This window comes from Pelagibius sp. Alg239-R121 (assembly GCF_947331435.1).
Lineage (GTDB): Bacteria > Pseudomonadota > Alphaproteobacteria > Kiloniellales > Kiloniellaceae > Denitrobaculum.
On record NZ_CAMZOF010000001.1, the window covers coordinates 415,623 to 429,047 of the forward strand.

Here is a 13,425-nt window from a genome sequence, read left to right on the forward strand (position 1 = left end):
GGGATATATGTACGGCGGCGAACAGGTATCATGCGTCGAAGACCTTCTCGTAGGCGGCGAACATCTTTTCCGCGGCATAGACATTTTGCGCATGGGCACGATTGCTTTCACCGATCTCATGACGCAACGATGTCTCACACAGCAGTGTTTCGAGCGCCCTGCGAAAGGCGTCGTCGTCGTGTTTCGGCGTCACGAAGGCTTGGGCGTTTTCCGGCAGCATCGCTTTCACATCACCGACGTCGAGCGAAGCGATGGCGCGTCCCGACGCCATGGCCTGGAGAATGGAATTCGGCATCTGCTCCGTATCCGACGTCATGGCAAAAACATCGATCAATCCAAGCAGCTGATCGATGTCTTCGCTATGGCCGGCGAATACCACGCGTTCGCCGATCCCCAGCTCTTTCGCCAGGCTTTCGAGGCCGGCGCGCTGGTCGCCGTCGCCAACCAGCAGCAAGCGGGTCTTCTGCTCAATCCCTGAGAGCTGTGCAAAGGCCTTCAGGAGCCGCGCAAGGTTCTTTTCCACCCTCAGGGGGGCCACCGTTCCGACGATCAGCTCGTCCGGGTGCTTTGTGAATCCCGGAAGGATATCTTCGACCGGTTCCCGCGCGAATAATGCGCAATCGACGCCGTTCGGAATGTGCTTGATCTTATGTTTGGGCAGTTTCCAGATATCGGTGGCAATACCGACCAGTTTGAACGACGGCACGACAACCTGCGACGTGCGCGCCAAAGCCAGGCGGCGGAAATAGACGCGGCGGGGAATCTGGCGTTCCGCCTCTTCGACGCCAAATCCGCTTTCCAGATGTACATGGCGGCACAGCGGCGCCAGTGTGTTTGCCAAGGCCCACTCTGTGGCACCCCAGTTGAAGGTCAGGAGCAGATCGGGCGCCTGGGACTTGATATAGCCGCGGATGGCGCGCAGACGTCCAGGCAAGCCCTTCGCAGATCCTTCAAACGCGTGAACCTCTGCCGGAACGCCAGGTTTGAGCCGTGAGCGGCAGTCCGTCGGCCCATCCAGGGATAAGACCGTGTGCCGGTAGCGATCGCCGAAATGGTTGATGATCGTGCTGATACGGATCGGCACCCCGCCATGGGCAAAGGTGGGGAATACATGCAGCAGATGAGGTTGCGCGGTCATGATCAGGCCGCCGGAACGCGTTTCGAAACGGACAATCCGGGTGTCACGGCAACAAACCGGGCAGGCGCGCCGGTGCTGCCGGCCGGAAATCTAACCGAGCTCATTGAGCCAGCTCTCCAACTGGTCGACCCGTCCGTCCCAGGAATTTTCGGCCGCGACACGCTGACGCTCGGCCGGCGTACTGACGCCACCGTTTTCGATGGCATCCTGCAGCGCCGACAGCCATTCGGCCTCGTTCCCGGCAACGGCTACGACTTCGCTGAACAGCTTGATGACACGGATATCCGCGCCCACGACCGGTTGGCCGGTTGCAAGATACTCGTGCAGCTTCAAGGGATAAAGATCGGTCCACCAGCCGCCTTTTTCCGAGCGGTAGCACATGACATTAACGTCCATGTGGGTGTTGTAGGCCGGCAGGCCATGATAAGGCTTGAAGCCCAGGAAATGGACATTGGGCAGTGCTTTCAGGGCACGATAGACCTCACCGGTCTCCGGCGTCAGGTGCTCTTCGTGCACCAGCCCAATGAAGACCCAGTGCCAGTCCGCCCTTTGCTGCGCAATGGAGAGAGCGAGCGCTAGGTTGACCTTTTCATTGATCTTGCCGACATAACCGATGCGCGGATGCGGAATAGCCGCCAGATCTTCCGGGCAATCGCACCCATTGGCATCGATGAAGGCCTGAGTATCGGCACCGTTGGGCAGCTGTTTGGCTCTGGCAGGGCCATCGTTTGGAAGTGCCTCGGCCATCCCTGGCGAACTCGCAACGATCAGATCTGCGCGCGCAACCAGCTTTTCCTGCATCCGCGCCTGTTCTTCAGTCCAACCAGGCATCGATGAAAAGGTGTCGTCCGCATGATAGATGACCGAACAGTCCCCCAATGCCTCGACGTAAGGCCAGAAAACCGGGTGAAAAACATAAACAAGCGGGCGTTTTGCGGCGGACCAGCCGATGCGTTTCTTTATGCCGGCAAGATAGCTCCGCACGACGAACCGGTCCCAGGCCGGCACCTTGGGCCAGCGCAGCTGCCATCTGCCGGGCATATGAATGTCGACGTCGTAAAGATGCTGTGAAGATTCGAACCAGGCGGATTCGCGCCAGTCATCGGTAAAACGGTCCCAGGCAAACAGCGTCCCGGTGGAATAAGCAACCGGCCAGCCGCGGCCGCCGAGCCGGGAGGTAATTTGCTGGCGGGTCTGCCAGTCATCTCCCCAGCGGTTCGTTCCCATGACGATTACCGGTCGATCGCGCTCGATGTCTGCCATAGTGTTTAACTCACCGTCTTCCATGACCGCGTGCGGCGGAAATCATTGCTCATGCGAATATGTTGCGATAGTCAGCAGCCGGATCGGCAACGAATCCTCAGCGAACGCCCTGCGGCCAGAGAACAACCCTCACCGTTTGCGCGATAATACTCAGATCGAGCAACAGGCTGTAATACTTAATATAATAGAGATCGTACTGAAGCTTCTGCCGGGCGTCTTCGATCGAGGCACCGTAGGGATAATTCAATTGAGCCCAGCCGGTGACGCCGGGCTTCACACGATGGCGCTCCGAGTAGTAGGGAATGACATCGGCGAGCTGTTCAACAAAGAACGGCCGTTCGGGCCGCGGGCCGACGAGGCTCATATCACCCCGCAGAACATTGAGAATCTGCGGAATTTCATCGATCCGCGTTTTTCGTACGAAAGCGCCGACGGCAGTCACCCGGCTGTCATTTGCCGCCGCCCACTGCGGCCCGTCACGCTCGGCATCCACCCGCATGCTGCGGAACTTGGTCAGAACAAAAGTCTTCCCCCGGAAACCCATACGCTCCTGCCGATAGAAGATAGGTCCCGGGCTCTCCAGACGCACAGCAATGGCGGTCGCAACGATGATCGGCAGCAAAAAGATCAGCATGACCAGACTGACGGCAATATCCAGGGCCCGCTTAAAGGCCTGCTGCAGACGCCCCCCCGGAAAACCCTCGGAAAAGAGGAACCAGCTCGGGTTCAGTGCGTTCAGGTCAATGCAGAGGCTTTCGCGTTCGCGGAAGCTCATGTAGTCGGTGATGGCAGTGCCGTTCAATCTGCAGTCAACCAGCGACGGCAGGGGCAGATGGCCCCGGCGGTCCTGAACCGCGACTACGATCTCATCGATGCCGTTTTCTTCGACATACTCGACCAGCTTGATGTCGTCCGGCAGAATTCGCTCAGGTGTCACCTTGAGCTGCTCTCCGGGGATCTGGACGAAGCCGGCACAGACAAAACGGCAGGAGCGGCCGTCGTGCTCCCGGTCTTCCAACTGTGCAGCCCGTTCACCAACGCCGATGATGATGATCTTGTGCTTGAGCTGGCTGTTGTCCACGATCTGCAAAAATACAAGGCGCAGGATGATCAGCGCTGGAAAGGCCGCAAGCATGGCGATCGCCAGCGCGGAACGCCAGATAGTCAGATCCGGAAGCGTGTAGAAAATAACGGACAGGGCAAAGGTGCTGATCAGGAAACTGACGAACAGGCGCGTGAAGATGTCCGAGAACTTCGACGAAAACTGCCAATTATAGAGACCGAGAGAAAACATCGCCGTCATCACGACGGCGGTAAAGAGAATCATCTCCGGAATGAATGAAATCAGTCTCGCGACTGCGTCGACATCGGCTTCCGCGGACACACGTAGATAAATGCCGGAACTGACCGACAGCGCGAGGGTCGAGGATTCCAAAACTGCAAGAATGACGAGCGGGCGGGAGAAATGCATGAGGCAGACTTATACTTATGATCCCAAGACGGCAACAGTTGTCTCAACTACCGGACGGTCCGTTACCCAAATGACTTACCGAAAAACCTTTTGACAGATGACCATCGCGGAGTCGCGACACTTGAACATTAAATCGTAGAGATTATTACACAAACTACTTAACGGAATTACTACATAACAAGTCAGTAATAACCCCGACCAGTGTCAAGAAACAGCTCTGTAACTCCAAATTCAGCGAGCTGACGGCGATCTCAGGCAGTTATGCGCGCCGGCTCAGATGCAGGCTCATGCCCGCTGTTGTGGACCTTGCGCAGAAACGACTCGAACATCACAAGCGACCAGATCGCCGCGCTGTGTTCGCGCGCACCGGACTGATGCTGATCAACCAGCGTTTCGATGAACTTCATATCGAACAACCCGGTGTCGCCCAGAATCTCGCTTGAGAGGGCCTCACGTACGCGTTCGCGCAGGGGCCCGCGGAACCACTGCGCCACCGGCACCGCAAAGCCCATTTTATCGCGATAGAGAATATCGTTCGAAAGATGAGGCTCCAGCGCCTTCTTCAGGATGTGCTTGCCTTCGCGTCCCTTGAGTTTGTGCTGCGGCGCAATTCGCGCCGACCACTCGATGAACTTGTGGTCCAGAATCGGAACACGCACTTCGAGGGAATTTGCCATGCTGGCACGATCGACCTTGGTCAGGATATCTCCAGGCAGGTAGGTCTTTAGGTCGGCATACTGAACCCTGCTCAGATAGTGGTCGGTCGGCGCTTCGCGCATGAAACGGCCAACCACCTCAGAAGCATGATATCCCTGCAGCTCCCGGCCCATGTTGTCCGAATAGAGACCGTGGCGAAGATCGTCGTTAAGGATCGAGACCGAGTCGAAATAGCCGCCAACCGTCCCGCGCGCGAGCGCCTGGAAGGTGGTTTTCGCCCGCAGTGGCTTCGGCGCCCAATCGAGTTTCGGATAATAGCGCCCAAGGGCCGAGAAAAGCGGCGCGCGCAAACCGGCCGGCACGCGGCTACGAACCTGTTCTTCGTAATGGTGCCAGCGATAGCGGCGGTACCCGGCAAAGAGTTCGTCGCCGCCGTCACCTGACAGCGCAACAGTTACCTTCTCCCGGGCCAGCTTGCAGACCTGATACGTCGGCATCGCGGAGCTGTCGGCGAAGGGCTCATCGTAAAAAGAGATCAGTTCATCGACGAGATCGAAGGAATCCGGATCGACTTGGCGGACGTGATGGCGCGTCCCGAATTGTTCTGAGACCTGCCCGGCATACTTCGATTCGTCGAAGTCAGGTTGCCCGAACCCGATCGAACAGGTGTCGACGGGCTCGTCTGACAGTCCGGCCATCAAAGCGACCACCGCGCTTGAATCGACACCGCCCGAGAGAAAAGCCCCCAGAGGCACTTCTGCGATCATCCTGATCTTGACCGCTTCTCGCAGCTCCTCGATCAGAGATTCACAAATTTCGTCTTCACTGAGGTTCTCGACGTCATCAAAACGCACGTCCCAGTATTGCCGTGGGCTGGCCGGCAGGTCGTCGCGCCGCTGAATCAGGATATGCCCCGGCGCCAACTTATGGACACCGCGGTAAATCGTTTTAGGATCCGGCACATAGCCGTAGCCGAAATATTCCTCGACCGCCAAGGGATCCAGGTCCCGCTTCAATTCAGGGTGAAGCAGCAGGGATTTGAGTTCCGAACCGAAGATCAGCGTTCCGCTGGGCAACAGGGAATAATACAAAGGCTTGATGCCGATCCGGTCGCGGGCGAGAAACAGGGTTTCTTTATTGCTGTCCCAGAGGGCAAACACGAACATGCCGCGGAAGCGTTCGACACAGGCCTCACCCCATTCCGCCCAGGCGTGAACGATGACCTCGGTGTCGGACTGTGTCTTGAAGTGATAGCCGGCCGCTTTCAGTTCCTCGGTCAATTCCTTGTAATTGTAGATTTCGCCGTTGTAGATGAGCACCACCGAACGGTCTTCGTTGAACAGCGGCTGCTGGCCTTCGGCAAGATCTATGATCGCCAGGCGGCGGTGTCCGAAGCCAATGCCCGGCGCAGTGTAGAGTCCATCTTCATCCGGACCGCGATGGATGATCGAATCGTTCATCCGCGCGAGCAGATCACGATCTATGGTGTTCTGACCCCGGGTCTCAAAAAGTCCGACGATGCCACACACTTACTGATCTCCATTCAGATTAAGTTCGCCTTGAACGCTTCCCGCGCTCAGCTGGTCGGTGACTGCGTTTTTCCGCTTGGCTTTCTCCGCCTGCAGCAGATCCTGGTCGGTCTGCTGCAACAGCGCACTCACCGATTCCATCTGCGCTGTGAAGTCGCGCAGCACAGCATGAGCGTCAACAGGTGCGTCAATATAGTCAGTGGCAATCGCGATCGCGGCCGCCGAACGGACGCCGCCGAACAGGCGCGCCTTTACCTGTAAAAGCTTGGCAACATATGGACTGGCGGTAAAGCGGCCATCGACCCAATACCAATACCATACAACTCGGCCACGCCGCTGTGCGAGCAAGCGCACGTAATTCACGTCGCGTGCTTCACCTTCGATGACCGCCTCGAACTTGCCGCTTCCGGCGCGATCCCAGAAGCGACCATCTTCGAAGCGGTTGCTGGAGTTGACGACCTCCGCGTCCTGGCGCTGAGAGGTATAGAACGCCAGGTAGAAATCAACCTGCTGCTCGTCTTTCAGGTAGCTGCTGTGCAGCTCGGTATCGGCGCCAACGAAGCTTGGCTGCCAGCTTGGACTGGCCAGATCGACTCTTTCCCAGGGCGGCTGCACGGCGATGGGGCGAATCGGCACCATGGCGGTTCCCGAACCCTGGTACTCTGTAAGATGGCGACCGGCATCGGCGCTGCCGGCAATGACCAAGACGGCAACAGCCGTCAAGACCGGTGCGAGGAGGCGCGGGCTCACCTGTTCAACCGCGCCGGATCCATTTGCGCGTCGTCGCTCCGCAGGTGCCGCTTCACGAAACGAAAAGCCGACCGCGAGCAAAAGTACGGTTACGAAGCTCAGGAAAATAAAGCCGTAGGTCAGATGGTCGGCCCCAACCGCCACGGTAAAATCACTCACATGCGCGAGAATCACGATTCCGAAGGCCCGAAAACCATTGGCAATGACCGGAATGATAAAGGACAACGCGATGAAGGCGAGACGGCGTTTTGTGCTGCGATAGAGCTGATTGGCGCCGATGAACCCCAAGGCGATGGTACTGATCAGGAATCGTACACCTGCACAGGCTTCGGCAACTTCGAAGCTGCCCGAAGGTATGTGGATGAACAGTCCGTCCAGATAAACCGGAATCCCCACCAGTTGGAGCATGTAGACGACAAAGACCGCGGTGACGTCCTGAAGCGGCGCGATCAGGAATTCACCGAAGGGAATGGTGAAGAACAGAAAGAACAATGGAAAGGCGATCCGCCAGGCGATGCGCCACCCCAGGATCGTGATGACCGAAACGACCAGCATGCTCACGAAAGCGAGCTGCTGAACCGCCTGGGTTCCCGAAACATTGCCGACAAGCCATCCGAATGCGAGCACCGCCAGCAGCGGAAAACCCAGCTTCGCAATCCTAGGCGCCAGACCCGATAAACGCTTGCGCCGGATCCACACCAGGTAGCCTGAAACCGGTGGGATCAGAAAACAATGCCCAAACAGCGTCGAGGACATCCAGGTGTCGACCATCGACTGCCCGGTTTCGAAAAACAGCAGTATCAGACCCGCCCAGGCCACAAAGATCGCCCCGAGGCTCCAGCGCCACTGCAGACGCAACGCAGCCTCGGCCGCAAACCCTTCGGCGGATTCCGCGGCGGAACCCGTCTTCAGAGTGGCAGCCTCTTTCGGCGCTATGTCGCTGTCATTCTCAAGCATGGTCCTGTCTCGGTGAACCTGAAATAACCTGCGAATCTGGGACCGATTGCGCGGTGCCTTTCAGCATCGCCGTCAGCCGGTCAATGTTCGCACTCCAGGCGTAATCCCGCATCACGCGGGCGCGGGCATTCTTTCCTAACAGGCATTCCTTGCCCGAGTCTAAAACAGCGAAGATTTTTTCAATAAATTCATCGGGATTGTCGGCCTTCAGAACCTCCTCACCGCTCTGCGCATCAATCCCCTCCAAGGCTTGGGAAGTCGCGACGACGGGTTTGGCCATTGCCATGCCCTCAAGGACCTTGTTCTGGATACCCCGGCTGATCCGCAAGGGCGCAACCACGGCAGCAGCATAGGCGAGATAGGGCCGGACGTCTTCCACACGGCCGGTGACCGTTACGCCCTCCAGCTGCGATAGCGCCTTAACTTCGGAACCGGGTTTGGAGCCAACAACGTAAAAATGGATGTTTTCGCGTTTCTTGCGAAGACCCGGCAGAACCTTTTCCGCGAACCAAATCACCGCATCGGCGTTGGGCCAATAATCCATCGCACCCGTGAATACCAGGGGGCACTCGCTCGTGCTAAACGGTGTTTCGAAGCTATGGGCCGAATCGAAATAGTCAAAATCGACTCCGTTGTTAATATGAAAAGTCTTGTTGCCGCTTTCCGGTGCCAGGCCCCGGAAAAATTCGGCCTCTGCCGGCGAAACAAAGAGACTGGCATCGCATTCAGCCGCGGTCTTTCGTTCGAATTCCAGGAGCTTTCGCCCTTCGCGGTCATAGATCCAGCTTGCCGGCCAGGGTTTGGTCACCGCGTATTGACGCCACTTGTCGGAATCCACATCGACAAAGTCCACGATGCAGCGAACCTTTTCACTGAGAGACGCAGGAATGTACTGCGCGACGGCGCCCGAAAAGACAAACACGGATTCGAGTGTCCGCTCCTTCGCCAAATTGTCGACCCAGCGCTGCAATCCCCTGTTGCGATAATAACTCAGGGTCATGGGATCGCCGTTCATCAAGGCGGTCGAAGACCATAGCTTCGCCGACAGAGGCTTTAAATCGGCGAAATAGCACTGGTCGCAGACGCTTCGAAGATGGTCGGTATATTGAACGTCTTCCTGTGAATCGATAAAGCACCCCAGATGCACACGATAGTGTTCTGCCAGTCCTTTCAGGATATTCCAGGAGCGAATCTTATCGCCCTTGTCCGGCGGATAGGGGATCCGATGCGCCAAAAACAGGAGTTCCGGTTGCTCGCTCATCCCAGATTTCTCGAAATAAAGGGCCCGATCGTGTTGGCGACAGGCAACGGCAGCTTACGCCAGGCCGAGATGAAGATGCTGTATTTTGGGTTTGTCGGATTAACTTCAGGCAGCGCATCCGCACCCAGAAGCTTAAACTCGTGCACGAGAGGTTCGGGTTCAAACCCCCAGTGTTTTTTGAAGTCGAAGGCCCCCGTTCCGCGCTTACTCCGTCCGAAATCGAACACCCGATAGCCGGCCTCGCAAGACCGGCGCATCAGATCCCAATACATAAAGTCGTTGATCGCGAGTTTCCGGTCGCTCGAGGTGCCGCCACCGTAGTAGGGGACCACCTCGTCGCGAAAATAAAACGACATGACTCCGGCAACGGGCCGCCCCTCATGGGTTACGGTCAGGATCTCGCAGTCATCGCCAAAGACTTCTTTCAACATCCGGAAGTACTTGCGCGAAAACACCGGTGTTCCGAGGTTCCGCACGCTTTCCGCATAGATCCGATGCAGGCGTTCGGTATCTTCGTCGAGCTCTCCAACCAGTCCAGACTTTAAACCCTTGCGCACCATCGCCCGTTGTTTACGTGGAATTGCGGCGAGGTTCTTATCCGGGTCGGGATCCATGCTCTTTCTGAAGGTGACGTAGAGATCCTCTTTGCGCGCCCAGTCCGCATGGACTGGTGATCTCAGCCGCAACTCGAGATAATCGACTCCCAAAGAAGCCGCGAGCGCTTCCGCTTCGCCATAGAGCGCCGACTGGGCTTCGGCATTCGAGGACGCCGCGCCTCCGTACACACAAAAAGCATTGGAAATCAGTGCATTACCGAACAAGCGGCTGCGCACATGTACGAGGGGCAGAACTCCGGTCAGTTCACCATTCTCTTCTGCATAGAGAAAGTAACAGTCGTGACCGAAACTCTCCTCGACCACCTTTTTCCAACCGGCTCGGTGGAAAAACGTTGCCGACTCACAGGATTCCACGAAAGCATCCCATTTACTTACGGCCGCATCATCAAGGCGCCTGATTACAATCCCCCCTACCACAAACGCCTCACGCCGCCATACGATGACGTTCGAGAAAGACCCGGTCGACCCGGTCCCAGGAGAAGTCGTTCAGGACCACCCGCAGCCGTGCTTCCATGCGCCCCAGATTGGTGTAGTGACGGAACTTGGATTTGGCCGAAGCGCCCGGAATCCGCGGTTGCTCGGGATCGATTTCCCAGGGATGGAAATAGAACATGCATGGCTCGCCGTCCTGCTGGTTCACGCGCCGCATGGCCCAGCGGGAATAGAGATAGGGCAGCAGGCGAAAATAGCCGCCGCCGCCACAGGGAAATTTTTTACTGCCGACAGTCACCGTCGTGACCGGTATTTCCAGGAGATCGTTGTCTTTTGATGGCGTGAAAGCAAATCTCGGCGCCGACGGCATGCCATAGAGATCATGATTAATCGGATAGACGCTGGAGCTGTAGACATGCCCTTCACGCGCCAACACATCGAAGGCCCAGGGTGTGCGCTCGTCGATCGAAAAACTGGCGGCGCGATAGCCGGTCACAGCGCAGCTTCCGATATCCTCCAGGATGGCTTTGGTTCGATGGACATCTGCCTGGAACTGATCTTCGGTCTGATGATGAACACGGGTGTGCTCGTATCCATGGCTGGCCAGCTCGTGGCCTTCCGCGACGATACGACGAATCAAATCGGGATAGCGTTCCGCAACCCAGCCCAGAGTGAAAAACGTCGCTTTTGCGCCATGATCGGCAAACATCTGAAGAATGACGTCGGTGTTTCTCTCGACCCGGCAGCCATGACTGTCCCAGTCATCACGGGTGATCTGATCTGCAAAGGCAGAGACCTGGAAGTAATCCTCAACGTCGACCGACATGGCATTGACGATGCCACCGCCGGCCACCGCACGACTGCTGTGATCTGATTCCGCCGCGATGGCGCCTGCCGCCGGCGTATCGGACATTTCCGTGTCTCGTTCCATTTACCGCCTCCATGGCGAGCGCTGTGAAGCTAACGGGCTACTGCGCAACCGCCGACACCCACCGGTTTCCACACGAACGGCATCAGCCGCAGAAACCAATCCTTCGGGTTAATTCTTACCGCGCCCACTCTCCAGCGCGGAGACGCGTTGAAACAATCTGTCAAGATCGGGATTCGTACTCGACGAACCGTCGGAAAGCCCGTTGGAGCCCCCTGTTGTCAGTCGGGCGTCCTGCGGCGTCTCTATGACATCGTGATTGTCGCGCGCCAGCGTCATGGGAGGAAGAGCAGCTCCCTCCTTGCGCATGTCGAGAACCACATCCTCAACATCCTCTGCTTCGATCTCGTGCCTGTCTTCAAGATAGCTTGCAAGGAGCAAACGGTCGCAGAGAAGGTTTATACGCCGTGGAACACCTGCCGTTTCGGAATAAATAATCGGATAAGCCGCTTCGTTGATGCGTGGATCTTCCTGCCAACCGACCAGTTTGAGACGATGTTCGACGTAAGAGCGCACCTCATCGGCATCCAGCGGCTGCAAGTGGTACGTCGCAATGACCCGCTGACGCAACTGCTCCAGACTGGCACTCGCGAGGGTTCTGCGAAACTCCGGCTGTCCGACCAGATAAATCTGCAACAGCGATTTGTGTTCACTCTGGAAATTCGACAGCATCCGCAGCTCTTCGAGTGAAGAATGCTTCAGGCTTTGCACTTCGTCGATAATCAGCAGTGGACGGCTGCCATCGCGATGGCATTCGAGCAGGAAAGCCTCGATCCGCTTCAGAATGGTCGCCTTGTCCGCACCTTCCTGCGAAAGACCGAATGAAGCCGCAACCAGGCGCAACAGACTGTCCGCCTCGATCTGCGTCGTCACGACGCGCGCCGTAATCAGCCGCTGCCCCTGCAACGAGGACAGGAAATAGTCCATCAGGGTGGTTTTGCCAGCCCCGACTTCACCGGTTATGACGATGAAACCTTCACCTTTGCTCAGACCATAGGTCACGTAGGCAACCGCTTTCTTATGCGGCTGACTCGTATAGAAGAACCGGTAGTCCGGGGTGAGCTGGAACGGAAGCCCTGTCAGATTGTAGAAATCGGTATACATATCCTTAGGCCGGATCCCTTTGTTGCGCTGCGGCCCGTAATCTAGCCTTTAACGCTATCGCCTGTGTGTGAAGCTTATGATTTCTCAATGTCGCCGTACGCATAGTATCCGCCGTAGTAGGACCCAAACTGCGTCGCACCGAACTGTGGGCGTGCCTTGTTTAGAACCATACCGATGTTTGGACAGGTGCTGATCAGATCCAGTGCCGACTTCACCGCCGAACGGCGGGTTCCTTCGGCTTCCACCACGAAAATGATCTGATCGGCATGACGCGCCAGGATCGACGACTCTGTCGTTGCCAGTACGGGCGGCGCATCGAATACGATAATCCGATCCGGATACCGCTTGGAAATCTCCTCGACCAAACGTTTCATGCGCGTGCTGGCGAGCAGCTCCGTCGACATGTGGTTCGGTTTGCCGGCCGGTATGATCGAGAGAGACTCGACATTGGTCCGGAGAATCACGTCGCCCACATCGAGCGACGGATCTTCCAACAGATCCAAGAGTCCCTTGTCCGCGGAGATGCCGAGCCGGCTTACAATACTCGGGCGTGAAAGATCGCCATCAATTAACAGGACCGTCAGGTCTTTCTCGGTCGAAATGCTCATTGCCAGGTTAATCGCGGTAAAGGTCTTCCCTTCGCCCGGGACCGCACTGGTGACCATGATCAGATTGTGCAGGTTGCTGTTTTCCTGCCAACGGTTGCGCAGAACAGAGTTCTTGATGATCCGAAACTCTTCGGTCGTCAGCGAACGTCCTCGGTCTGGCGTCAGAATTCCTTCGACCCGCAGGCGATTAAAATCGATCATTACCTGCCGGCTGCCACGCGCTGGAAGCGTCGTGCCCGTCGGCGCGGCTGCGCCATTGGGGGAATAGGTGCCTGTAGGAGGCGTATGTTCCGCGGGGGCGGGTACTGGCCGGGCCGGTTCGGCCTGCACTGGCATCGGCTGAACAGGAGCTGCCTGAATGGGAGCTGCCTGGACCGGTGCTGGTTGGACCGGTGCTGGCTGGACCGGCGCAGGTTGAACGGGTGTCGGCTGAGCCTGGGCCGGCTCAACAGGCTCTGCGTGAACCGGGGCCGGCTGCGGAACCGGCACGGGTTGTTGCTGAGGTATCGCCTGGGCGACAGGCTCCTGCGCAGATTCCACCGGTGCCGGCTGCACGGAAGCGGCCTCCACGGAAGAAAGGACGGTTTCAACCGGCGGAAAGTTCTGATGCGTGCTCGCAGACCCCAACTTCGCGGCTGCTTTTTCAACCAGTGAAGGGCCGCCGCGCGCCTTGGCCTTAGACCTGCTGCCGTCTGGACGGTCCATAACTC

Annotated in this window: 10 protein-coding genes; all 10 read right to left on the minus strand. The window is 57.5% G+C overall.

Annotated elements, in window-relative coordinates; translation table 11 throughout:
* Positions 1-28: 28 nt before the first annotated feature.
* Complete coding sequence (locus QMZ18_RS01775; RefSeq protein ID WP_282604509.1) at positions 29-1,138, minus strand: glycosyltransferase family 4 protein; 1,110 nt, start codon at positions 1,136-1,138, stop codon at positions 29-31.
* 90 nt (positions 1,139-1,228) lie between these two features.
* Positions 1,229-2,401, minus strand: coding sequence for a glycosyltransferase (locus QMZ18_RS01780; RefSeq protein ID WP_282604510.1), 1,173 nt, complete (start codon positions 2,399-2,401; stop codon positions 1,229-1,231).
* Between the two features lie 97 nt (positions 2,402-2,498).
* Positions 2,499-3,872 (minus strand): TIGR03013 family XrtA/PEP-CTERM system glycosyltransferase, encoded by a 1,374-nt coding sequence (locus QMZ18_RS01785; protein WP_282604511.1) that lies wholly within the window; start codon positions 3,870-3,872, stop codon positions 2,499-2,501.
* A 251-nt stretch (positions 3,873-4,123) separates the two neighbouring features.
* Positions 4,124-6,058 carry an XrtA/PEP-CTERM system amidotransferase gene (locus tag QMZ18_RS01790; RefSeq protein WP_282604512.1) on the minus strand — a complete coding sequence of 645 codons (1,935 nt, stop codon included), beginning with the start codon at positions 6,056-6,058 and terminating at the stop codon, positions 4,124-4,126.
* The gene (gene xrtA / locus QMZ18_RS01795) at positions 6,059-7,765 is read right to left on the minus strand and encodes an exosortase A (protein WP_282604513.1); all 1,707 of its coding nucleotides are present in this window, start codon (positions 7,763-7,765) and stop codon (positions 6,059-6,061) included.
* A complete protein-coding gene (locus QMZ18_RS01800) occupies positions 7,758-9,026 on the minus strand; it encodes a TIGR03087 family PEP-CTERM/XrtA system glycosyltransferase (RefSeq protein ID WP_282604514.1) in 1,269 nt (422 codons plus the stop codon). Before QMZ18_RS01800 ends, xrtA begins: the two co-directional genes overlap by 8 nt.
* A complete protein-coding gene (locus QMZ18_RS01805) occupies positions 9,023-9,997 on the minus strand; it encodes a FemAB family XrtA/PEP-CTERM system-associated protein (protein WP_282604515.1) in 975 nt (324 codons plus the stop codon). Before QMZ18_RS01805 ends, QMZ18_RS01800 begins: the two co-directional genes overlap by 4 nt.
* Positions 9,998-10,067: 70 nt before the next feature.
* Positions 10,068-11,006, minus strand: coding sequence for an XrtA system polysaccharide deacetylase (locus tag QMZ18_RS01810; RefSeq protein ID WP_282604516.1), 939 nt, complete (start codon positions 11,004-11,006; stop codon positions 10,068-10,070).
* 108 nt (positions 11,007-11,114) lie between these two features.
* A complete protein-coding gene (locus tag QMZ18_RS01815) occupies positions 11,115-12,107 on the minus strand; it encodes an XrtA/PEP-CTERM system-associated ATPase (protein ID WP_282604517.1) in 993 nt (330 codons plus the stop codon).
* Positions 12,108-12,181: 74 nt separating this feature from the next.
* Positions 12,182-13,420 (minus strand): XrtA-associated tyrosine autokinase, encoded by a 1,239-nt coding sequence (locus QMZ18_RS01820; RefSeq protein ID WP_282604518.1) that lies wholly within the window; start codon positions 13,418-13,420, stop codon positions 12,182-12,184.
* Positions 13,421-13,425: the final 5 nt, after the last annotated feature.